Origin of the sequence: Curtobacterium sp. NPDC086286 (assembly GCF_044746255.1) — a bacterium.
Taxonomy (GTDB): Bacteria; Actinomycetota; Actinomycetes; order Actinomycetales; family Microbacteriaceae; genus Curtobacterium.
On record NZ_JBIVBW010000001.1, the window covers coordinates 586,394 to 608,997 of the forward strand.

The window sequence follows — 22,604 nt, forward strand, 5'->3', positions numbered from 1 at the left end:
TCGGCTCGGTAGGATCGGGTCCCGTGAGCGAGAACCCCCTTGCCCCGCAGCACCTGCGGTTCCCGACGGACGCCTCCGCGCTGACCGCGCGGATCTGGCCTGCCTCCGCGACCCGGACCGACGACGGCGAGCTCGTCGTCGGCGGGATCGCCGCGTCCGACCTGGTCGCGCAGTTCGGCACGCCGCTGTACGTGGTCGACGAACGCGACGTGCAGTCCCGTGCGGTGCGGGTGCGGAACGCCTTCACCGAGGCGTTCGAGCGGATCGGCACCCGGTCGCACGTCTACTACGCCGGCAAGGCGTTCCTGACGACGCAGGTCGCGGCGTGGATGGTCGAGGCCGACCTCCGCGTCGACGTGTGCACCGGCGGCGAGCTCGCGGTGGCCCTGGCCGGGGGAGTCGACCCGGCGCTGCTCGGCTTCCACGGCAACGACAAGTCGGACGCCGAGATCGCCCGCGCGGTCGAGGTCGGCGTCGGCACCATCGTCCTGGACAGCCACGAGGAAGTGCAGCGCGTCGCCCGTGCCGCGGCCGACGCCGGGGTCGTGCAGCGCGTGCGCATCCGGATCAACAGCGGGGTGCACGCGTCGACGCACGAGTACCTCGCCACCGCGCGCGAGGACCAGAAGTTCGGCATCCCCCTGACCGAGGCCGTCACCGCTGCCGAGGCCGTCCGCGCCGAGCCCTCGCTCGCCTTCGTCGGCCTGCACTCGCACATCGGCTCGCAGATCTTCGACGAGTCCGGCTTCCGCGAGGCCGCGCGTCGCCTGATGGACGTGCACGCCACACTCGTGGCGACCGGTCCGGTGCCGGAGCTCAACCTCGGCGGCGGCTGGGGCATCGACTACACCGAGGCCGACTCGGCGTTCGAGCCGGAGGACGTCGCCGACGCGCTCGCGACCATCGTGGCCGAGGCCTGCGCGGAGCGGGACATCCCGGTCCCCGAGATCGCGGTCGAGCCCGGCCGGTACATCGTCGGGCCCGCGGGCATCACGCTCTACCGCGTCGGCACCATCAAGCCGGTGACGCTCTCGGACGACGAGCAGGAGCCCGCCACCCGGACGTACGTGTCGGTCGACGGCGGCATGAGCGACAACGCCCGACCCGCGCTCTACGGCGCCGACTACACGGCCCGGCTCGCCCGGACGTCCGACGCCCCCGCGGTCCTCACCCGGGTGGTCGGGAAGCACTGCGAGTCCGGCGACATCGTCGTGAACGACGAGTACCTGCCCGGTGACGTGCACCGCGGGGACCTCCTCGCCGTGGCCGCCACCGGTGCGTACTGCTGGAGCCTGGCGAGCAACTACAACCACGTCGGACGCCCGCCGGTCGTGGCGGTCGCCGACGGCGTACCCCGTATCCTCGTGCGTGGCGAGTCGATCGACGACCTCCTCGCCCGCGACACCGGGGTGGTCCCAGGGGCCTGAGCCCCTCGGACGACCCGACTCCCCACGAACAGGACCCGCACCAGATGATCGAATACCGCAACGTCCGCGTCGCGCTGCTCGGAGCCGGCTCGGTCGGTTCCCAGGTGGCGCGGCTGCTCCTCGAACACGGCGACGAGCTCGCCTCTCGTGCCGGGGCCGGCCTCGAGCTCGTCGGGATCGCGGTGCGCGACCTCGACGCCCCGCGCGACGTCGACCTGCCGAAGGAGCTCTTCACGACGGACGCGGCGTCGCTCATCCTCGGCGCGGACATCGTCGTCGAGCTGATCGGCGGCATCGAGCCGGCACGGACGCTCGTGCTCCAGGCGCTGCAGTCCGGCGCCGACGTCGTCACCGGCAACAAGGCCCTCCTGGCGACGCACGGCCCGGAGCTCTTCGCGGTCGCCGAGCAGGTGGGCGCGCAGCTCTACTACGAGGCCGCCGTCGCCGGCGCGATCCCGATCATCCGACCGCTGCACGACTCCCTCGCCGGTGACCGCATCGAGCGCATCATGGGCATCGTCAACGGCACGACCAACTTCATCCTCGACCTGATGGACCGCGAGGGCTCGACGTTCGAGGACGCCCTCGCGACCGCCACCGAGCTCGGGTACGCCGAGGCCGACCCGACCGCCGACGTCGAGGGCTACGACGCCGCGCAGAAGGCCGCGATCCTGGCGTCGCTCGCGTTCCACACCTCGGTTCCGCTCGCCGCCGTCCACCGCGAGGGCATCACCTCGGTGACGATCGAGCAGGTCCGGGCCGCGCGCAAGGCCGGGTACGTCGTGAAGATCCTCGCGACGGCCGAGCGCCTGACCGACGAGCAGGGCACCGAGGGCGTCAGCGCCCGCGTGTACCCGGCCCTCGTGCCGGAGTCGCACCCGCTCGCGAGCGTGCACGGGGCGAAGAACGCCGTGTTCGTCGAGGCCGAGGCCGCCGGCGACCTGATGTTCTACGGCGCCGGTGCCGGCGGGGTCGAGACCGCCTCGGCCGTCCTCGGCGACCTGGTGTCCGCCGCGCGCCGACACGTCATCGGTGGCCCCGGCATCGCCGAGTCGACCCAGTCCGCGCTGCCGGTGTTCCCGATCGGCACCGTCCGCACGCGCTACCAGATCACGCTGCACGTCACGGACGCCCCGGGTGTCCTGTCGACCGTCGCCGGCGTCCTCGCGAAGCACGGCGTCAGCGTCGAGACCGTCGAGCAGACCGTCGCGACCGGGTCCGACGCGACCGCGACCCTCGTCATCGGCACGCACCTGGCGCGCGAGTCCGACCTCGCCGCGACGGTGGTCGCCCTCCGCAACGAGGACGTCGTCGCCGAGGTCACGAGCGTCCTCCGCGTCGTCGGCGCCTGACCCGCGCCCGACCGAACTCCAGAACCGACAAGAAGGGGAGCCTCATGGCCCACCAGTGGCAGGGTGTCCTGCGCGAGTACGCCGACCGTCTCGACGTCACCGAGGCGACGCCCGTCGTCACGCTCGGTGAGGGCGGGACCCCGCTCATCCCGGCGCGCCGCCTGTCCGAGCGCACGGGGGCCGAGGTCTACGTCAAGTTCGAGGGCATGAACCCGACCGGGTCGTTCAAGGACCGCGGCATGACCATGGCGATCTCGAAGGCCGTCGAGCACGGTGCGAAGGCCGTCATCTGCGCCTCGACCGGCAACACCAGCGCCTCCGCCGCCGCGTACGCCACGCACGCCGGCATCACCGCCGCGGTGCTCGTGCCCGAGGGCAAGATCGCCATGGGCAAGCTCAGCCAGGCCGTCGCCCACGACGCCCAGCTGCTGCAGGTGCAGGGCAACTTCGACGACTGCCTCGACATCGCGCGCGACCTCGCCGCGAACTACCCGGTGCACCTGGTGAACTCGGTCAACAACGACCGCATCGAGGGGCAGAAGACCGCCGCGTTCGAGGTCGTCGACGTCCTCGGTGACGCGCCCGACTTCCACTTCCTGCCGGTCGGCAACGCGGGCAACTACACGGCGTACTCCCGCGGCTACCGCGAGGACGTGGCCGCCGGTCGGTCGTCCAGGCTCCCGCGCATGTTCGGCTTCCAGGCCGCGGGCTCGGCCCCGATCGTCCGCGGCGAGGTCGTCCGCAACCCGGACACCATCGCGTCCGCGATCCGCATCGGCAACCCGGCCTCGTGGGAGTTCGCGCTCGAGGCCCGTGACGAGACCGACGGCTACTTCGGTGCCATCACCGACGAGGCGATCCTCGCCGCGCACCGCATCCTCTCCGCCGAGGTCGGCGTCTTCGTCGAGCCCGCCTCGGCCATCGGCGTCGCCGGGCTCCTCGAGCGTGCCGACGCCGGCGTCGTGCCGAAGGGCGCGAAGGTCGTCATCACGGTGACCGGCCACGGCCTCAAGGACCCGCAGTGGGCCCTCCGCACGCAGGACGGCGGCGAGGTCACCCCGACGAGCGTCCCGGTCGACACCAAGTCGGTCGCCGACGTGCTCGGACTGGTCGGCGCCGAGTGAGCCCCGACCGCTCGTCCGGACCGGGGGAGGGCATGACCGCCCAGATCGCTGTACCGGCCGGACGGGCGGTCCGCGTACGGGTCCCGGCGACCTCCGCGAACCTCGGACCGGGGTTCGACTCCCTCGGCCTCGCCCTGTCGCTCTACGACGAGGTCGTCGTCCGGGTCCGGCCCGAGCCCGGCGCGACCGTCACGGTCGACGGTGTCGGCGCGGGTGAGGTCGCCACCGACGACTCGAACCTCGTCGTCCGCGCCGTGCGCCGCGGGCTCGAGCACGCCGGCGTCGCACAGCAGCCCGGCCTCGAGCTGCACGCGGTGAACGCCATCCCGCACGGCCGCGGCATGGGGTCCTCGGCGGCCGCGATCGTCGCCGGGCTGATGGCCGCGCGCGGGTTGCTCGAGGGCGTCGTCGACCTCGACGCCTCGACCCTGCTCACGCTCGCGACCGAGATGGAGGGGCACCCGGACAACGTCGCGCCGGCGCTCTTCGGCGGGCTGACCATCGCGTGGATGACGGCGGAGGGCCCGGCGTACAAGCGCCTGCTCGTCCACCGCGGTGTCTCGCCGGTGGTCTTCGTGCCGACCTCGACCCTCTCGACGAAGCTCGCGCGCTCCCTGCAGCCGGCGAGCGTCCCGCACGAGGACGCCGCGTTCAACGTGTCCCGCTCCGCCCTGCTCGTCGCCGCGCTCATCCAGAGCCCCGAGCTGCTCCTGGCGGCGACCGAGGACCGGTTGCACCAGGCCTACCGTGCCAGCGCCATGCCGGAGACCGACGCCCTCATCGGCCTGCTGCGGCAGCACGGCCTGGCGGCGGTCGTCTCCGGAGCCGGCCCGAGCCTCCTGGTCCTCGGCAGCGACCCCGCGCAGCGACTCACCGCGGCCGACCTCGTGTCGCGACACGGGGAATCCGACTGGCGGGCGCTCATGCTGGCCGTCGACCTCGGTGGTGCTACAGTGGTCCCGCACTCGGCGCTCCAAGCCGAACCCGCGTAGGCAGCAGGAACTTCCTCGCCATGCTGGGTCCGGTGCGCGGGGGCAATCTCTTTCTGATCACCGAATCCCGGTCCGTCGTCTGAACGGCGGTCGATGCATACCCGTGCATCCGGGACGGTGGAAACTCTCCGCGTTCTGCGGTTCGAAAGGAAACACCGACCTTGACGAACGTCAACGACTCCACCCAGGTGGAGATCCCCAGCGATCTGCGCGCCCTCCGGCTCCCGGAACTCCAGCGCATCGCCTCCTCCCTCGGCATCACGGGGCTCTCGAAGCTCCGCAAGGGTGACCTCATCGCCTCGATCGAGGACAAGCGTCCCGTGACGGACGACGCTCCCGCCGAGCCGGCCGCACCCGCGGTCGAGGCCCCCGTGGCCGAGCAGCCGACGCTGCCGGAGCCGACCGAGGCACCCGCTGCCGAGGCCCCCGCCGAGCAGCCGGCGTCCTCGCGGGCCCGCCGTTCGCGCCGTGCCTCGTCCGGCGGCACCGTGAGCGCCGCGCCGACCTCGGCCGCCGAGCACACCAACCACGGTCAGACCGGCACCGAGGACCTCCTCGCCGGGCTCGACCAGGTCCGCGCCGAGAAGGACGCCCAGGAAGCCGCGCAGACCGGCGGCCAGCGTCGTGGCCGCGGGCAGCGCGACCAGCAGAACGGCCAGCAGGCCGAGCGCACCGAGCGCTCCGAGCAGACGTCGGACCAGGCCGAGCAGCCGACCCAGCAGGACGCCGCGGGCGACCAGCAGGAGCAGTCCGCGCACGGCACCGAGTCGGGCGACCAGAACGACCAGCAGGGCGAGGGCGGCTCGCGCCGCGGTCGTCGCAGCCGTGGTCGCGGTCGTGGCCGTGGCCAGAACGCCGAGAACGGCGAGCAGGGCGGCGACCAGAACGGTCGCGACAACGCCCCGAAGACCGACGCGGCCCAGAAGAACGGCCAGAACGGCCAGGGCCAGCAGGGCGACCAGAAGAACGCCCAGCAGGACGACAAGAACGAGCAGAAGCAGAACGGCCAGCAGCAGAGCGGCCAGCAGAAGCAGCAGAGCCAGCAGGGTCAGCAGAAGCAGCAGCAGGCCCAGCCGAACGCCGACGAGACCGAGGGCGGCCGCAGCCGTCGCCAGCGTGACCGCAAGCGCGGCCGCGGCGGGCAGAACGACGAGTTCGAGCCGGAGATCACCGAGGACGACGTCCTCATCCCGATCGCGGGCATCCTCGACGTCCTCGACAACTACGCCTTCGTGCGCACGACCGGCTACCTGCCGGGCCCGAACGACGTCTACGTCTCCCTCGGCCAGGTGAAGAAGTACCACCTGCGCAAGGGCGACGCGGTCGTCGGTGCGATCAAGCAGCCGCGCGACAACGAACAGCAGAGCCGCCAGAAGTACAACGCGCTCGTGAAGGTCGACTCGGTCAACGGGCAGACCGCCGACGAGGCCGCCGCGCGCGTCGACTTCCAGGACCTCACCCCGCTGTACCCGAACGAGCGTCTCCGCCTCGAGACCGAGCCCTCGAAGCTCAGCACGCGGATCATCGACCTCGTGTCGCCGATCGGCAAGGGCCAGCGCGGCCTGATCGTCTCCCCGCCGAAGGCCGGCAAGACGGTCGTGCTGCAGGCCATCGCCAACGCGATCGCGAAGAACAACCCCGAGGCGCACCTCATGGTCGTCCTCGTGGACGAGCGGCCCGAAGAGGTCACCGACATGCAGCGCACGGTGAAGGGCGAGGTCATCGCCTCGACCTTCGACCGTCCGGCAGAAGACCACACCACGGTCGCCGAGCTCGCCATCGAGCGTGCGAAGCGCCTCGTGGAGCTCGGCCACGACGTGGTCCTGCTCCTCGACTCGATCACCCGTCTGGGCCGCGCCTACAACCTGGCGACGCCGGCCTCCGGTCGCGTCCTCTCCGGTGGCGTCGACTCGTCGGCCCTCTACCCGCCGAAGCGCTTCTTCGGCGCCGCGCGCAACATCGAGGACGGCGGTTCGCTGACCATCCTCGCGACGGCGCTCGTCGAGACCGGGTCGAAGATGGACGAGGTGATCTTCGAGGAGTTCAAGGGCACCGGCAACATGGAGCTCCGCCTCAACCGTCACCTGGCCGACAAGCGGATCTTCCCGGCCGTCGACGTCAACGCGTCCGGCACCCGTCGCGAGGAGCAGCTGCTCTCCGCCGACGAGGTCAAGATCACGTGGCGCCTGCGACGTGCCCTCGCCGGGCTCGACCCGCAGCAGGCCCTCGAGATCGTGCTGCGGAACCTCAAGGAGACGCAGTCGAACGTCGAGTTCCTGGTCCAGGTGCAGAAGTCGGTCCCCACGACCGGTGGGCACCACAACGGTCACCAGGAGTAACGCGTGTTCGAGTCGGTGGCAGGGCTGCTGGCGGAACACGAGGACCTGACGCAGCAGCTGTCGGACCCCGCGCTCCACGCCGATGCGGCCCGGGCGAAGAAGGTGAACCGGCGGTACGCCGAGCTCAACCAGATCAAGTCCGCGTACGAGTCCTGGAAGGCGGCGGGGGACGACCTCGCCGCCGCCCAGGAGCTCGCGCGTGAGGACGAGGCGTTCGCGGACGAGGTCCCGGCGCTCGAGGAGCAGCTGTCGGAGCGCCAGGAGCGTCTCCGCCGGCTGCTCATCCCGCGCGACCCCGACGACGGGCGCGACGTGATCATGGAGATCAAGGGCGGCGAGGGCGGCGAGGAATCGGCGCTCTTCGCGGCCGACCTCCTGCGCATGTACTCGCACTACGCCGAGTCCAAGGGCTGGAAGATCGAGATGCTCGAGCGCACCGAGTCCGACCTCGGTGGCTACAAGGACGTCCAGGTCGCGATCAAGTCGAACGCGACCGATCCGTCCCAGGGCGTCTGGGCGCACCTCAAGTACGAGGGCGGCGTGCACCGTGTGCAGCGGGTGCCGGCGACCGAGTCGCAGGGGCGCATCCACACCTCGACGACCGGCGTGCTCGTCTTCCCCGAGGTCGACGAGCCCGAAGAGGTCCAGATCAACCAGAACGACCTCAAGATCGACGTCTACCGGTCCTCCGGCCCCGGGGGACAGTCCGTCAACACGACCGACTCCGCGGTCCGCATCACCCACCTGCCCACGGGCATCACGGTCGCGATGCAGAACGAGAAGTCGCAGCTGCAGAACCGCGAGGCCGGCATGCGCGTGCTGCGTGCCCGCATCCTCGCGCGCCAGCAGGAGGAGCTCGACGCCATCGCCTCGGACGCGCGCAAGTCGCAGATCCGCGGCATGGACCGTTCGGAGCGCATCCGCACGTACAACTTCCCGGAGAACCGCATCGCGGACCACCGCACCGGGTACAAGGCGTACGACCTGGACCGCGTCATGAACGGTGCGCTCGAGCCCGTCATCCAGTCCGCCATCCAGGCGGACGAAGAGGCACGACTGGCCGCCATCGGCGACCAGGACGCGTGAGCGACGTCCCCTCGGACGGCCTGGAGGCGCGACCCGCCTCCGACACGCCCGTCGCGTTCGCCGCGGACCGCCTCCTGCGCGAGGCGGCCGCGGCGTTCGACGCGGCCGGCGTCCCGACCCCGCAGGTGGACGCGGAGCTGTTGCTCGCCTGGGCGACCGACACCTCGCGCGGCGCCGTGCAGGCCCGGGCGATGACCGGCGGCGCGATCGCCGCCGAGCACGTCGAGCGCTTCCGGCACGCCGTCGCCCGACGCGCCACCCGCGAGCCGCTCCAGCACATCACCGGCGAGGCGTACTTCCGGGCGCTGACCCTGGCCGTCGGACCCGGCGTGTTCGTGCCGCGGCCCGAGACCGAGGGCGTCGTGCAGTTCGGCATCGACGCACTCCGCGCGGTGCCCGTGGCGTCCCCGGTCGCCGTCGACCTCGGGTCCGGCAGCGGCGCGATCGCCATCGCCATGGACACCGAGGTGCCGAACGCGGTCGTGTACGCGGTCGAACGCTCGCCCGAGGCGCTCCCGTGGACGCGGCGCAACATTGATGCCCACGGCGGGACGGTCCGCCTCGTCGAGGGCGACCTCGCCGACGCACTGCCCGAGCTCGACGGCACGGTGTCGGTCGTCGTGTCGAACCCGCCGTACGTGCCCGACGACGCGGTGCCGATCGACCCCGAGGTCCGCGACCACGACCCGGCCGTGGCGCTCTACGGCGGTCCGGACGGACTCGACGCGGTGCGTGCCCTCGCCGACACCGCGTGGCGCCTGCTCGTCCCCGGGGGAGTCCTCGTCATCGAGCACGCCGAGCCGCAGGGCGCCGGCGTGCGTGAGGTCCTGGCGCGCCGGGGGTTCCGTTCCCCGGAGACGCACGTCGACCTGACGGGACGCGACCGCACGACCACGGCGACGCGCTAGGCGGGGTCGAGCCGCGCCTCCTGGACCCGGTGTCTAGACGCCAGCCGTCTCGTGCTGTTCCGCGACGAAGGCGAGGACGGCCTCGCGCAGGTCGGTGTGCTCCTCGACGAGCACCGCGTGGATGCCGACACTCTGCGCGCCCTCGACGTTGATCGGCATGTCGTCCGCGAAGAACGTGCGCTCGGCGGGCACGCCGTGGTGCTCGAGCGCGCGCCGGTAGACCTCCGGCTCGGGCTTGCGCGCCCCGAAGTTGCTCGTGGTGTCGAGGTGCTCGCCGAAGACCGGCGCGAGGGACGGCGCCCAGCGGTGGATCCACCGGCCGGCCAGCGGTCCGTTGTTCGTCAGGAGGCCGACGCGGCCGTGCTCGCTCGCGACGCGAACTCCCTCGATCCGGTCGGGCAGCTCGGTCATCGCGGCGCCGCGGATCCGCGCCCACTCGGTCTCGGGGACGTCGCAGCCCATGGCCTCGGCGAAGGCGGCGAGGTACTCGTCGCCGTCGGCGTACCCGCCTGCCTCGGCGCGCTGCTCGTTGCCGCAGTCCCACCACCGGCGACGGAGCTCCGCGAACTCGTGCCCGGTGAACTCGGCGAGTGCGGCCATCCGCACCTGCCAGTCGTACCGGACGAGGACCTCGTCCATGTCGAAGAGGAACAGGAGGCGGGGCGCAGGGGACTCGTTCACGATGCCACCCATTGTGTCGCACTATCATCGTCGAGTCATGGCATCCCGATACGACTGCACCGACTCCGACGGGCTCCTGACCGGGATGCGGCTCGCACGTGCCGCACTCGGGCGCGGAGAGCTCGTCGTGGTCCCCACCGACACCGTCTACGGCGTGGCCGCGGACGCCTTCAGCGCGGCCGCCGTCCAGCGACTGCTCGACGCGAAGGGACGCACCCGGCAGTCGCCGCCGCCGGTGCTCATCCCCGGACCGCCGACCCTGGACGCGCTCGCGAGCGACATCCCGCAGCAGGTGCGCGACCTCGTCGACGAGTTCTGGCCCGGCGGCCTCACCGTGATCCTCCGTGCGCAGCCGTCCCTCGACTGGGACCTCGGCGAGACACGCGGCACCGTGGCGCTCCGGATGCCGGACTCGCGGATCGCGCTCGAACTCCTGCAGGAGGTCGGTCCGCTCGCGGTGTCCTCGGCGAACACGACGGGGGACCCGGCCGCGATGGACGCCGACCAGGCCGAGGCGATGCTCGGCGACAGCGTCGCGGTGTACCTCGACGGGGGCTCGCTCGAGCCGCACGAGGGGTTCGCGGAGTCGACCGGTTCGACGATCGTCGACGCCACGGGGCTCTCCGACGGCGGGAAGCTCCGGATCGTCCGCCACGGTGTGATCCCGGACGAGGAGATCACCAGGGTCGTCGGAGCCGACCTCGTCGGATGAAGTACTACCTGCTCGCCGGGGCCATCGCGGCCGTGGTGAGCTTCTGCGTCAGCTGGATCGTCTGGAAGCTGGGGCTGAAGTACAAGTGGTACCCGAAGGTCCGCGAGCGGGACGTGCACCGCACGCCGACGCCCCGGCTCGGCGGCATCGCGATGTACATCGGCGTCATCGTGTCGCTGCTCGCGGCGTGGTTCCTCTTCCCGTCGATCGCCGGTACCGACTACTTCCGCTTGGTGTTCTCCGAGCCGGGTCGTGTGCTGGCGGTGCTCGGGGGAGCGACCATCATCGTGGTCCTCGGCGTCGCCGACGACATCTGGGACCTCGACTGGATGACGAAGCTCGCCGGGCAGATCATCGCCGCGGGGATCCTCGCCTGGCAGGGCGTGGCGATCGTGTCGCTGCCGATCGGCAACACGCTCGGGGTCGGGTCGTCCTACATGAGCCTGATCTTCACCGTGCTGGCGGTGGTGCTCGTCATGAACGCGGTGAACTTCATCGACGGCCTCGACGGGCTCGTCGCCGGCGTGGCGATCATCGCCGGCGGCGTGTTCTTCCTCTACACGTTCTTCATCAACCGCGTGGTCGTGCAGACGGAGTTCTTCTTCAACCTGCCGTCACTGCTCACCGCTGTGCTCGTCGGTGCCTGCTTCGGCTTCCTCATCCTCAACTGGCACCCCGCGAAGCTCTTCATGGGGGATGCCGGCGCCCTGCTCGTGGGCTTCCTGATGGCCACCAGCGCGGTCTCGGTCACGGGCAACATCGACCCGGCTGCGGTGCAGACACGCCAGGCGCTGCTGCCGGCGTTCATCCCGATCCTGCTGCCGTTCGCGATCCTCATCGTGCCGATCCTCGACTTCGGGCTCGCGGTCACGCGTCGGCTCAGTGCGGGCAAGTCGCCGTTCTCGGCCGACCGGAAGCACCTGCACCACCGCCTGCTCGACATGGGGCACTCGCACTTCCACGCCGTGCTCATCTTCTACGCGTGGACGGCCACCGTGGCGATCGGCTGCCTGCTGTTCCTCTTCGTGGACTGGTACTGGGTGGTCGTCTTCGTCGCCGTCGGCTTCATCGTCTGCGCCGTCGCCACCTTCGCCCCGCTCGGCCGCAAACGCGCCGAGTTCGCCGCACAGGTCGCCACCCGGTCCACCGCCGTGGTGGACGCCAGCCTCGACCCGCTCGACCGGGCCGCCAACGACCGCTCGATCCCAGGAGACAACTCGTGACCGCACCGAACGCGCTCGACCACGTCCGGCCGGTGTTCCGCCGCATCATCACCTGGGGCGCGCTCCTGGCCGTCGGACTCGCCGTCGTCGGGGGAGTCGTCGGACTGCTCGTCGCCGGCGGTCCCGGGCTCGCCGGTGGCCTGCTCGGAGCCGTCCTCAGCGTGGTGTTCCTCGGGCTGACCGCTGTGAGCGTGCTGGTGGCGCTGCGCGTCTCCAAGGGGCAGATGATCTCCGGCGCGTTCTTCGGGATCGTGATGGGCACGTGGCTGCTCAAGTTCGTCGTGTTCATCGTCGTGCTCGTCCTGCTGCGCGACCGCGCCTGGGTGGACTTCCCGGTGCTCGCGATCGCGATCATCGTCGGTGTCGTCGGCTCGCTCGTGATCGACGTGGTCGCGGTCGCGAAGGCCCGGATCCCGATCGGGGTCAGCCTCCCCGGAGACTCCGCGTCTCCTGAGAAGGACGCGCCCCGCAACTGAGAGCCCGGGAAGCCTCTCGCACCTGATAGGCTTCTCGGAGTCCGCGTCCGGAGCATTGCTCGGAGCGGACGAGCCTCCACAACGTCCACCATCGCGTGCCATGCGTGCGCGCGCCGACACAGGAGACAGCGCTGCTATCCCACGCTCTTCCCCTGTCCCTCACCGCTGCGGGTAACACCGTTGCGGCGGGGAGCAGCAAGGCCGCCGAGTTCCATGGTCCGTCGATCAACGAGTTCTTCCCGGATGCGATCTTCTTCGCCGGGACGCCCTTCGAGATCGACCGACTCGTCATCATCCGGTTCATCGCCGTCGCGGTCCTGCTGCTGATCGGCATCATCGGGACCCGTTCGCTCAAGCTCGTCCCCGGCCGCGGCCAGGCGCTCATCGAGTACGCGTTCGACGTCGTCCGCCGGAACACCTTCGACAACCTGGGTGAGAAGGACGGCAAGCGGTTCCTCCCGCTGCTGGCCACGATCTTCTTCTCCGTGCTGTTCCTGAACCTCACGGGTCTGATCCCGGGGCTCAACCTGCAGGGCACCAGCCGTATCGCGTACCCGATGATCCTCGCGATCGTCGCCTACGTGGCGTTCATCTACGCGGGTCTGCGCAAGCACCCGGGCACCTTCCTCCGGAACTCGCTGTTCCCGCCTGGTGTCCCGTGGTACCTGTACATCATCGTGACGCCGATCGAGCTCGTCTCGACCTTCGTGCTCCGTCCGGTGACGCTGACCCTGCGACTCCTGATGAACATGGTCGTCGGCCACCTGCTGCTCGTCCTCTTCTTCGCTGCCACGCAGTTCTTCTTCTTCGACGCCTCGCTCGGTTTCAAGGCGTTCGGAGTCGGGACGCTCGCGTTCGGCATCGCGTTCAGTTTCTTCGAGATCCTGGTCGCGCTGCTGCAGGCGTACGTCTTCATGCTGCTGACCGCTGTGTACATCCAGCTCGCGCTGGCTGACGAGCACTGACCAACGACCTGAACTGACCCCCAATACGGCACGGCATCCGCCGGGCCGCATCCTGAAAGGAAAACACGTGGACGCAACGACCGTTCTCGCGGAAATCTCCGGCAACATCGCGACGGTGGGCTACGGCCTCGCGGCGATCGGCCCGGCCATCGGCGTGGGCATCGTCGTCGGCAAGACGATCGAGTCCGTCGCTCGCCAGCCGGAGCTCCAGGGCCGCCTGACGACCCTCATGTACATCGGTATCGCCTTCACCGAGGCCCTCGCCTTCATCGGTATCGCGACGTACTTCATCTTCACCAACTAAGGCCTCTCGATGCAGAACGCACTCATCATCGCGGCCGAGGAGACGCACAATCCCCTCGTACCGCCGCTGTACGACATCGTGTGGTCCGCGGTGGCGTTCGTCGTCATCCTGCTGGTCTTCTGGCGGGTCATCATCCCGCGGATCACGAAGATGCTCGACGAGCGCACCGAGGCCATCGAGGGTGGCATCAAGAAGGCGGAGGCTGCTCAGGAGCAGGCCGCTGCCGCGCTCGACGAGTACAACAAGCAGCTCGCCGAGGCCCGTGCCGAGGCATCTCGCATCCGTGAGCAGGCCCGTTCCGACGCGAACGCGATCGGCAACGAGCTCCGCGAGCAGGCGCAGGCCGATGCAGCACGCATCACCGCCAACGCGCAGGCACAGATCGAGGCCGAGCGTCAGAGCGCGCTCCAGTCGCTCCGGACCGAGGTGGGCACCCTCGCCCTCGACCTCGCCTCCGGCGTGATCGGGGAGTCGCTCAAGGACGACGCCAAGTCGACCGCGGTCGTGGACCGGTTCCTCGCTGACCTCGAAGCCTCGCAGGGTTCGTCGGCATCGTCGGCCGGGGAGCGCTGAGCATGCGCAGCGCCACCAGGGAAGCACTGGCGTCGACGAGGGCGGTGCTCGCCGACCTCGGCGGTGCGGCCGACCTCGCCGCCGGTGCCGAGATCCTCGCCGCAGGGCGTGCGATCGCCGGTGCGCCGCAGCTGCTCGGTCTGCTGTCCGACCCGACGGCCGACCCGGCCGGCAAGAAGGTGGTCCTCGACCGCGTCTTCGCCGGCCAGTCGGCCGCGACGCGTGCGGTCCTGACCGCGGTGGCCGGCTCGCGCTGGTCCTCGCACCAGGACCTGCTCGTCGGCATCGAGGACGCGGGCATCCGCGCCGTCGCCGCCACGGCAGCGTCCGGCACGCCGATCGAAGCCGAACTGTTCTCCTTCGAGACCGCCGTCCGTTCGGACGCCGACCTCGAGCTGGCGCTGGGCACCAAGCTCGGCAGCCCGTCGGAGAAGAGCGCCCTCGTCGAGCGGCTGCTCGGCGGCAAGGCATCGGAGCAGACCATCGTGATCCTGTCGCACCTGGTGCAGCAGCCGCGTGGTCGTCGCATCGGTGAACTCGTCCGCGACGCCTCGCGCATCGTGGCCGAGCAGGCCGGCAAGCTCGTCGCGACGGTCATCACCGCGACGCCGCTCACGGACGGCCAGGCGGCTCGCGTCGCCCGTGCCCTCGCGGAGCAGCACGGCAAGGGCATCAGCATCAACCACGTGGTCGACCCTTCGGTCGTCGGCGGGGTCCGGGTGCAGATCGGCGGCGACGTCATCGACGGCACCGTGTCCACGCGGCTCTCGGAGCTCCGGCTCCAGCTCGCCGGCTAGGCGTACCGTCGAAGCCGCTCCTCCCAAGTCCACAACGGGAACTGCCGAGTCAGGCAGCGTCACCCTCTCGGAGCCGAAGGGCCCCGGAAACCAACAAGGAAAATCCCATGGCAGACATCACCATCAGCCCCGATGAGATCCGTGATGCCCTGAAGGACTTCGTCTCGAACTACGAGCCGACGAAGGCCTCCACGGCCGAGGTCGGGCACGTCATCGACGCCGGCGACGGCATCGCGCACGTCGAGGGCCTCCCCGGCGTCATGGCGAACGAGCTCATCCGCTTCGAGGACGGCACGCTCGGCCTCGCGCAGAACCTCGACGAGGACGAGATCGGCGCCATCGTGCTCGGCGAGTTCGCCGGTGTCGAAGAGGGCCAGGAAGTCACCCGCACGGGCGAGGTCCTCTCGGCTCCCGTCGGCGACGGCTTCCTCGGTCGCGTCGTCGACCCGCTCGGCGCCCCGATCGACGGTCTCGGCGAGATCCCGGCCGAGGGTCGTCGTGCCCTCGAGCTGCAGGCGCCCGGCGTCATGTCCCGCAAGTCGGTGCACGAGCCGCTCCAGACCGGCATCAAGGCCATCGACGCGATGATCCCCGTCGGCCGCGGTCAGCGTCAGCTGATCATCGGCGACCGCCAGACCGGCAAGACGGCCATCGCGATCGACACGATCATCAACCAGAAGGCCAACTGGGAGTCGGGCGACGAGGACAAGCAGGTCCGCTGCATCTACGTCGCCATCGGTCAGAAGGGCTCCACGATCGCCTCCGTCAAGGGTGCGCTCGAGGACGCCGGCGCGATGGAGTACACCACCATCGTCGCCGCCCCGGCCTCCGACCCGGCCGGCTTCAAGTACCTCGCCCCGTACACCGGCTCGGCCATCGGCCAGCACTGGATGTACCAGGGCAAGCACGTCCTGATCATCTTCGACGACCTGTCGAAGCAGGCCGAGGCCTACCGTGCGGTGTCGCTCCTCCTGCGTCGTCCGCCGGGCCGCGAGGCCTACCCGGGTGACGTCTTCTACCTGCACTCCCGCCTGCTGGAGCGTTGCGCGAAGCTGTCCGACGAGCTCGGCGCCGGTTCGATGACGGGTCTCCCGATCATCGAGACGAAGGCGAACGACGTCTCGGCGTACATCCCGACCAACGTCATCTCCATCACCGACGGCCAGATCTTCCTGCAGTCGGACCTCTTCAACGCGAACCAGCGTCCGGCTGTCGACGTGGGCATCTCGGTGTCCCGCGTCGGTGGTGACGCGCAGGTCAAGTCGATCAAGAAGGTCTCCGGCACGCTCAAGCTCGAGCTCGCGCAGTACCGCTCGCTCGAGGCCTTCGCGATGTTCGCGTCCGACCTCGACCAGGCGTCGCGTCGTCAGCTGGAGCGCGGTGCCCGTCTGACCGAGCTCCTCAAGCAGCCGCAGTACTCGCCGTACCCGGTCGAGGAGCAGGTCGTCTCGATCTGGGCCGGCACGAACGGCAAGCTCGACGAGGTCCCCGTGGCCGACGTCCTGCGCTTCGAGTCGGAGCTGCTCGACCACCTGCGTCGCAACTCGGATGTCCTGACGACGCTCCGTGAGACGAACCAGCTCAGCGACGACACCGTCGCCGAGATGACCAAGCAGATCGACGAGTTCTCCAAGAGCTTCCAGACGAGCGACGGCAAGACGCTCGGGTCCGAGCAGTTCGAGGCCGCTTCGGCCGACGACGTCGACCAGGAGCAGATCGTCAAGGGTCGTCGCTAGATGGCAGCGCAGGTCCGGGTCTACCGACAGCGAATCAAGTCCGCGAAGACCACGAAGAAGGTCACTCGCGCGATGGAGTTGATCTCGGCGTCGCGGATCCAGAAGGCGCAGGCCCGCATGGCCGCGTCGGGTCCGTACTCGCGGGCCGTGACGCGCGCGGTGTCGGCCGTGGCGACGTTCTCGAACGTCGACCACGTGCTGACCACCGAGCCGGAGTCGTCGACGCGTGCAGCCGTCGTGCTGTTCACGTCGGACCGCGGCCTGAACGGTGCGTTCAGCACGAACGTCCTCAAGCAGGGCGAGGAGCTCGCCTCCCTGCTCCGCAGCGAGGGCAAGGACGTCGTGTTCTACCTGGTCGGGCGCAAGTCCGTCGGGTACTTCGCGTTCCGTGAGCGCGCGTCGGAGCAGCAGTGGGTCGGCAACACCGACCAGCCGGAGTTCTCGACCGCGAAGTCGATCGGTGACGCCGTCGTGGCGAAGTTCCTGCAGGACACGGCCGAGGGTGGCGTGGACGAGATCCACATCGTCTTCAACCGCTTCCTGAGCCTCGCCACGCAGGAGCCGCAGGTCGTCCGGCTGCTGCCGCTCGAGGTCGTCGAGGGGGTCGAGGCGCCGTCGAACGACGAGCCGCTCCCGCTCTACGAGTTCGAGCCGGATGCCGACGCGGTGCTCGACGCGCTGCTCCCGGTCTACATCGAGAGCCGCATCTTCAACGCCATGCTGCAGTCGGCTGCTTCCGAGCACGCCGCCCGGCAGAAGGCGATGAAGGCGGCGAGCGACAACGCCGACTCGCTCATCCGCGACTTCACGCGTCTCGCGAACAACGCCCGACAGGCCGAGATCACCCAGCAGATCTCCGAGATCGTCGGCGGCGCCGACGCCCTCTCGTCGAAGAAGAAGTAGTCCGCGTCGTTCGCGGACAGTTACCCACCCTCAGGAAGGCACCAGCCATGACCGACACCGCAACCACCGCGGTCGAGACGTCGTCGGCGCCCGGTGTCGGCCGGATCGCCCGTGTCACGGGCCCCGTCGTCGACATCGAGTTCCCGCACGACGCCATCCCCGAGATGTACAACCTCCTGTTCACGACCATCACCATCGGTGACTCGTCGCAGGAGATCGGCCTCGAGGTCGCGCAGCACCTCGGCGACGACCTCGTCCGCGCCATCTCCCTGAAGCCGACCGACGGTCTGGTCCGTGGCCAGGAGGTCCGTGACTCGGGCGCTCCGATCTCGGTCCCCGTCGGCGACGTCACCAAGGGCAAGGTCTTCGACGTGCTGGGCAACGTGCTCAACACCGACGAGAAGCTCGAGATCACCGAGCGCTGGCCGATCCACCGCAAGGCCCCGGCCTTCGACCAGCTCGAGTCGAAGACCTCCATGTTCGAGACCGGCATCAAGTCGATCGACCTCCTCACCCCGTACGTGCAGGGTGGCAAGATCGGCCTCTTCGGTGGTGCGGGCGTCGGCAAGACGGTCCTCATCCAGGAGATGATCCAGCGCGTCGCGCAGGACCACGGTGGTGTGTCGGTGTTCGCCGGTGTCGGCGAGCGCACCCGTGAGGGCAACGACCTCATCGGCGAGATGGAAGAGGCGGGCGTCTTCGACAAGACCGCCCTCGTGTTCGGCCAGATGGACGAGCCGCCGGGAACGCGTCTGCGCGTGGCCCTGTCGGCGCTGACGATGGCGGAGTACTTCCGCGATGTCCAGAAGCAGGACGTGCTCCTCTTCATCGACAACATCTTCCGCTTCACGCAGGCCGGCTCCGAGGTCTCCACGCTGCTCGGCCGCATGCCGTCCGCGGTGGGCTACCAGCCCAACCTCGCCGACGAGATGGGTGTGCTCCAGGAGCGCATCACCTCGACGCGTGGTCACTCGATCACCTCGCTGCAGGCGATCTACGTGCCGGCTGACGACTACACCGACCCGGCGCCGGCGACCACGTTCGCGCACCTCGACGCCACGACCGAGCTGTCGCGTGAGATCGCTTCGCAGGGTCTCTACCCGGCGATCGACCCGCTGACGTCGACCTCGCGGATCATGGACCCCCGTTACCTGGGTGCTGACCACTACGAGACGGCCACGCGCGTCAAGCAGATCCTCCAGAAGAACAAGGAACTGCAGGAGATCATCGCCATCCTCGGTGTGGACGAGCTCTCCGAAGAGGACAAGATCACGGTCGAGCGCGCTCGTCGTATCCAGCAGTTCCTCTCGCAGAACACGTACATGGCGAAGAAGTTCACGGGCGTCGAGGGTTCGACCGTCCCGCTGAAGGACACCATCGAGTCCTTCCGCGCCATCGCCGACGGCGAGTTCGACCACGTGGCCGTGCAGGCCTTCTTCAACGTCGGTGGCATCAACGACGTCGAAGAGAAGTGGGCGCAGATCCAGAAGGAGAACCGCTGACATGGCGGCACTCACCGTGAGCGTCGTCTCGGCTGACCGCGAGGTCTGGTCGGGCGACGCCACCATGGTCGTCGCTCGCACGACGGAGGGCCAGATCGGTATCCTCGCGGGACACGAGCCGCTGCTCGCGACCCTCGCGCAGGGACAGGTCCGCATCACCCGAGCCGACGGCTCGACGGTGGCGGCGGACGCCGAGGACGGCTTCCTGTCGGTCGAGCACGACACGGTCACGATCGTGGCGCGGCAGGCCGCGCTGGCGTCCTGACCGGACTGACCGTCCTCCTCCCGCCTTCGGAGACGAAGCGGGAGGGCGGGGACACGGACCGCACGCTCGACCTGCGTGCGCTGTCGTTCCCGGAACTGGCTGCTGAACGGGCCGCGGTGATCACCGCGGCCCGTTCCGTCAGTTCCGAGGAGTCCTCGGCCCGGACGGCCCTGAAGCTCGGCCCGAAGTCGATCGGGGAGCGGTTCCGCAACCTCGAGCTCGACACGTCGGGCACGATGCCGGCGATCGACCGGTACACGGGTGTGCTCTACGACCCGCTCGGTTCGCTCGACGCGGACGCCGCGACGCGTGCGTGGTGGTTCGAGCACGTGGTCGTGCAGTCCGCGATGTTCGGTCCCGTCCGCGGTGGCGATCTCGTCCCGGCCTACCGGCTCTCCCACGACTCGCGGCTCGGGTCTGTCCGGCTCGCGTCGCACTGGCCGGAGCCGTCCGCCCGGGTGCTCGCGGCACACACGGCGGACGGGCTCGTGCTCGACCTGCGTTCCGAGGGGTACCGGCAACTCGGCCCCGTCGCCGGCGCGGTCGTCCCGCGCGTCGTGAGCGTCGACGGATCCGGTCGGCGGAAGGCGTTGAACCACTGGAACAAGACCGCGAAGGGTCGCCTGGTCGCGCTCCTCGCCCGGACGGGCGCAGCGGCCACGACGACGGCCGAGCTGCTCGACTGGGCCGGCGCGCACGGTGTCGTCCTCGAGGAGCACGACGGCTCGTGGGACCTCGTCGCGGAGAGCCTCGAGCCCGCGACGGTCTGATCCCGGTTCCGCCCCGCTCGTCCTCCACAGGACGGGTGGGGCGGGTCGCGTTCCACAGGTGCCCACGTCGGCGGGTCCTGGAGGCGCGGCGTGCGTTTCGATGACGTGCATGATCCCCGTCACGACACGAAGCCACCCCGACGCCGCAGTGCGCTACCCGCGCGAGATCGCGGCCGCCGTCACCCTCCCCGCCGCCTGCGCGGCCCTCGTCGCGCCCGGCGACGCACCGTCGTCGCGTGGTGCGTCGATCGCCGTCGTCACGGCGTGCGGAGCACTGGCGACCCGGCTCGCGGTGATCCGGTTCCTCGCCGAGCCCGGGCCGATCGAGCCCCGTGCGGTGGCCGCCTTCGACCCCTTCTCCGACCCGACACCGCCGGCGCTGTGCGGGTTCGGTCCCGAGCCGGACCGGGCGCGACTCCGGACCGCGGGTGACCGGTGCGCCGATGCCTGGCGGCACTGGCGTGCGGAGGACCCGTCGGCCGACTCGGCTGCCGGCGCCGCGGGGGCGTTGGCCGTGGCGGCGTGGTGCTCCTGGGCGCTCGGGTCCGCCGCGCGGGCACAGACGCGGGCGCAGCACGCCCTCGACACCCGGGCGGACGATCCGTTGGCGGGCCTGGTGCTGCGCTCGGTCCGGGCGGGGAGCGGTCCCGCGTGGGACCGTGGATGACGGTCGGCGGACAGGATCGTCTACGGTTGTCTCGACCACGCTTGGAGGGCTCGGGTGCGCGACGACGACATCGACGACACGGTCGTCCGTCGACCCCGCGCCGCCGCGTCCCACGAACCGGTGCACGCGTCGGTGGACGACCTGTTGGGCGACACCGTGATCCGTCCGGTCCCGCCCGTCCCCGGTGCGTCCCGAGTCCCGGCTGCTCCGGCCACCAACTTGGTTGACGACACCGTGATCCGTCCGGTGCCGCCGTTGCCGCCCGCGCCGGTGGTGGACGGCGTCTCGGAAGCGCAGGACATCGACGACACGGTGATCCGTCCGGTGCCGCCCGTGCCGGGTGCGCCTGCCGCTCCGGCGACCGGTTCCCTCGACGACACGGTGCTGCGGCCCGGTCGTGCGCCGCGCCCGGGGGACGGGTCGATCGACGACACCGTGGTCGGGGCCCGGACGCACCCCACCACCCAGGGCGGGACGCCCGTCGGGGGCGAGCCGCGCCTCCCGTCCGACGTCCCCGCACCGACGACCAGGGTGCCGTCCGTGCGGATCGGCGACCGCGTCATCCGACTCGACCACCCCGTCATCGTCGGCCGGCGGCCCGCGCTGCCGCGGATCCTGCGCGGTCCGGCTCCTGAACTGGTGTCCGTCCCGTCGTCGAGCGGCCAGGTGTCGTCGTCGCACGTGATGCTGCACGCCGAGGGCGAAGCCGCCGTGGTCGACGACCTCCGGTCCACCAACGGGACCGTGGTGCGGCCCGCCGGGTCGGCGCCGTTCCGGATGCCGGCGGGTGCGTCGAACGTCGTGCTGACGGGTACGGTTGTCGAGATCGGTGACGGCAACGTGATCGAGGTCCTCTCGCCACACCTGCGGGTCGCACCGTCGTCGAGGGACCTCCCACCCCTTCCCACGTGGCCGACCGACCCACCCGCCGGCACGCCCCGAACCCCCAGAGAGCGATCCTGAAACGTGACCGAACTCGGCCGAGCAGCGACTGCGCACGCCATCGACGTCCCCGGTGCCGACGGCGCCACCCTGACGCTCTCGTGGGGAGCCGCGACCGACGTCGGTCGGCGCCGTGACCACAACGAGGACAGCTACATCGTCGGGGCGCCCTTCTTCGTCGTCGCCGACGGAATGGGCGGCCACCTCGCGGGTGACCGTGCGAGCGACGCCGTGGTCCGCCGCCTCGAGCAGGCGACGGAGAGCGCGTTCACGACGCGGCAGTCCATCCAGCGGGCGCTCCTGCTCGCCACCGCCGACATCGAGCGCGCAGCGGGCGGCAACGCGATCGGCGCCGGGACGACCGTCACCGGCATCGCGCTCGTCGCCGCGCAGGGACAGCCGGCCGCGCTCGTCTTCAACGTCGGCGACTCCCGGACCTACCGGATCGAGGGCGGCGTCCTCCGACGCGTCACCGTCGACCACTCGGTCGTGCAGGAGATGGTCGACGCCGGCCTCCTCCGCGCCGAGGATGCCGAGCGGCACCCGGACAGCAACGTGATCACACGGGCCGTGGGCTTCGGCGAACCGCCGGAGCCGGACTGGTGGACCCTGCCGCTCCGTGCGGGGGACCGGTACATCGTGTGCTCGGACGGGCTCACCAAGGAACTCGGCGACGCCGGGATCGCCCGGATCGCCGCACGCGTGCCGGCGGCGCAGGACCTCGCCGAGCGTCTGGTGGGCGACGCGGTCGTCGCGGGCGGTCGGGACAACGTGACGGTCGTCGTCCTCCAGGTGGACGACGCCCCGGACGACGGCGACGTGGAGGACACGCTGCCGCGGCACTGAGTGCCCCCCGAACT

23 protein-coding genes are annotated in these 22,604 nt (G+C 70.5%); 22 read left to right on the forward strand and 1 reads right to left on the reverse strand.

What is annotated here, in order from left to right; translation table 11 throughout:
• The first annotated feature begins 23 nt into the window (after positions 1-23).
• The 7 genes from lysA to prmC all read left to right on the forward strand — a co-directional run bounded on the left by lysA (position 24) and on the right by prmC (position 9,228).
• Complete coding sequence (gene lysA, locus ACIPKM_RS02855; protein ID WP_402736125.1) at positions 24-1,427, forward strand: diaminopimelate decarboxylase; 1,404 nt, start codon at positions 24-26, stop codon at positions 1,425-1,427.
• A 44-nt stretch (positions 1,428-1,471) separates the two neighbouring features.
• Complete coding sequence (locus ACIPKM_RS02860) at positions 1,472-2,779, forward strand: homoserine dehydrogenase (RefSeq protein WP_402736126.1); 1,308 nt, start codon at positions 1,472-1,474, stop codon at positions 2,777-2,779.
• 44 nt (positions 2,780-2,823) lie between these two features.
• On the forward strand, positions 2,824-3,903 hold the full coding sequence (thrC, locus tag ACIPKM_RS02865; protein WP_070416299.1) for a threonine synthase: 1,080 nt from the start codon (positions 2,824-2,826) through the stop codon (positions 3,901-3,903).
• A gap of 32 nt (positions 3,904-3,935) precedes the next feature.
• Positions 3,936-4,895 carry a homoserine kinase gene (thrB, locus tag ACIPKM_RS02870; RefSeq protein ID WP_402736127.1) on the forward strand — a complete coding sequence of 320 codons (960 nt, stop codon included), beginning with the start codon at positions 3,936-3,938 and terminating at the stop codon, positions 4,893-4,895.
• A gap of 161 nt (positions 4,896-5,056) precedes the next feature.
• Positions 5,057-7,234 (forward strand): transcription termination factor Rho, encoded by a 2,178-nt coding sequence (gene rho / locus ACIPKM_RS02875; protein ID WP_402736128.1) that lies wholly within the window; start codon positions 5,057-5,059, stop codon positions 7,232-7,234.
• Between the two features lie 3 nt (positions 7,235-7,237).
• Complete coding sequence (gene prfA / locus ACIPKM_RS02880) at positions 7,238-8,320, forward strand: peptide chain release factor 1 (protein ID WP_070416296.1); 1,083 nt, start codon at positions 7,238-7,240, stop codon at positions 8,318-8,320.
• Positions 8,321-8,340: 20 nt separating this feature from the next.
• Positions 8,341-9,228: a peptide chain release factor N(5)-glutamine methyltransferase gene (gene prmC / locus ACIPKM_RS02885; RefSeq protein WP_071296353.1), complete on the forward strand. Its 888-nt coding sequence runs from the start codon at positions 8,341-8,343 to the stop codon at positions 9,226-9,228.
• Positions 9,229-9,261: 33 nt separating this feature from the next.
• Here the strand turns inward: prmC and ACIPKM_RS02890 are convergent, their stop codons facing one another.
• A complete protein-coding gene (locus ACIPKM_RS02890; RefSeq protein ID WP_402736129.1) occupies positions 9,262-9,909 on the reverse strand; it encodes an HAD family hydrolase in 648 nt (215 codons plus the stop codon).
• A 37-nt stretch (positions 9,910-9,946) separates the two neighbouring features.
• Here ACIPKM_RS02890 and ACIPKM_RS02895 point away from each other — a divergent pair, with 37 nt between their 5' ends.
• The 15 genes from ACIPKM_RS02895 to ACIPKM_RS02965 all read left to right on the forward strand — a co-directional run bounded on the left by ACIPKM_RS02895 (position 9,947) and on the right by ACIPKM_RS02965 (position 22,590).
• Entirely contained in the window at positions 9,947-10,621 is a 675-nt protein-coding gene (locus ACIPKM_RS02895) for an L-threonylcarbamoyladenylate synthase (protein WP_070416294.1), read from the forward strand.
• Positions 10,618-11,844 carry an MraY family glycosyltransferase gene (locus ACIPKM_RS02900; protein WP_070416293.1) on the forward strand — a complete coding sequence of 409 codons (1,227 nt, stop codon included), beginning with the start codon at positions 10,618-10,620 and terminating at the stop codon, positions 11,842-11,844. The genes ACIPKM_RS02895 and ACIPKM_RS02900 overlap by 4 nt, the downstream gene beginning before the upstream one ends.
• Entirely contained in the window at positions 11,841-12,320 is a 480-nt protein-coding gene (locus ACIPKM_RS02905; RefSeq protein ID WP_229085036.1) for a hypothetical protein, read from the forward strand. Before ACIPKM_RS02900 ends, ACIPKM_RS02905 begins: the two co-directional genes overlap by 4 nt.
• 104 nt (positions 12,321-12,424) lie before the next feature.
• Positions 12,425-13,285, forward strand: a complete 861-nt coding sequence (gene atpB, locus ACIPKM_RS02910; RefSeq protein WP_374115161.1) for a F0F1 ATP synthase subunit A — start codon at positions 12,425-12,427, stop codon at positions 13,283-13,285.
• A gap of 67 nt (positions 13,286-13,352) precedes the next feature.
• A complete protein-coding gene (atpE, locus tag ACIPKM_RS02915; RefSeq protein ID WP_070416292.1) occupies positions 13,353-13,589 on the forward strand; it encodes an ATP synthase F0 subunit C in 237 nt (78 codons plus the stop codon).
• 9 nt (positions 13,590-13,598) lie between these two features.
• The gene (locus ACIPKM_RS02920) at positions 13,599-14,162 is read left to right on the forward strand and encodes a F0F1 ATP synthase subunit B (protein WP_070416291.1); all 564 of its coding nucleotides are present in this window, start codon (positions 13,599-13,601) and stop codon (positions 14,160-14,162) included.
• 2 nt (positions 14,163-14,164) lie between these two features.
• A complete protein-coding gene (locus tag ACIPKM_RS02925; RefSeq protein ID WP_070416290.1) occupies positions 14,165-14,959 on the forward strand; it encodes a F0F1 ATP synthase subunit delta in 795 nt (264 codons plus the stop codon).
• Positions 14,960-15,066: 107 nt separating this feature from the next.
• The gene (gene atpA / locus ACIPKM_RS02930; protein ID WP_070416289.1) at positions 15,067-16,695 is read left to right on the forward strand and encodes a F0F1 ATP synthase subunit alpha; all 1,629 of its coding nucleotides are present in this window, start codon (positions 15,067-15,069) and stop codon (positions 16,693-16,695) included.
• Positions 16,696-17,598, forward strand: a complete 903-nt coding sequence (locus ACIPKM_RS02935) for a F0F1 ATP synthase subunit gamma (RefSeq protein WP_071296243.1) — start codon at positions 16,696-16,698, stop codon at positions 17,596-17,598.
• 47 nt (positions 17,599-17,645) lie between these two features.
• A complete protein-coding gene (gene atpD / locus ACIPKM_RS02940; protein WP_022905457.1) occupies positions 17,646-19,100 on the forward strand; it encodes a F0F1 ATP synthase subunit beta in 1,455 nt (484 codons plus the stop codon).
• A gap of 1 nt (position 19,101) precedes the next feature.
• Positions 19,102-19,365, forward strand: a complete 264-nt coding sequence (locus ACIPKM_RS02945; protein ID WP_022905458.1) for a F0F1 ATP synthase subunit epsilon — start codon at positions 19,102-19,104, stop codon at positions 19,363-19,365.
• A gap of 5 nt (positions 19,366-19,370) precedes the next feature.
• Positions 19,371-20,135 (forward strand): YaaA family protein, encoded by a 765-nt coding sequence (locus ACIPKM_RS02950; protein ID WP_071296244.1) that lies wholly within the window; start codon positions 19,371-19,373, stop codon positions 20,133-20,135.
• A 109-nt stretch (positions 20,136-20,244) separates the two neighbouring features.
• Complete coding sequence (locus tag ACIPKM_RS02955) at positions 20,245-20,802, forward strand: hypothetical protein (protein ID WP_139202004.1); 558 nt, start codon at positions 20,245-20,247, stop codon at positions 20,800-20,802.
• A gap of 54 nt (positions 20,803-20,856) precedes the next feature.
• Entirely contained in the window at positions 20,857-21,765 is a 909-nt protein-coding gene (locus ACIPKM_RS02960; RefSeq protein WP_071296245.1) for a hypothetical protein, read from the forward strand.
• 3 nt (positions 21,766-21,768) lie between these two features.
• On the forward strand, positions 21,769-22,590 hold the full coding sequence (locus tag ACIPKM_RS02965; protein ID WP_070416284.1) for a PP2C family serine/threonine-protein phosphatase: 822 nt from the start codon (positions 21,769-21,771) through the stop codon (positions 22,588-22,590).
• The last annotated feature ends 14 nt before the right edge of the window (positions 22,591-22,604 follow it).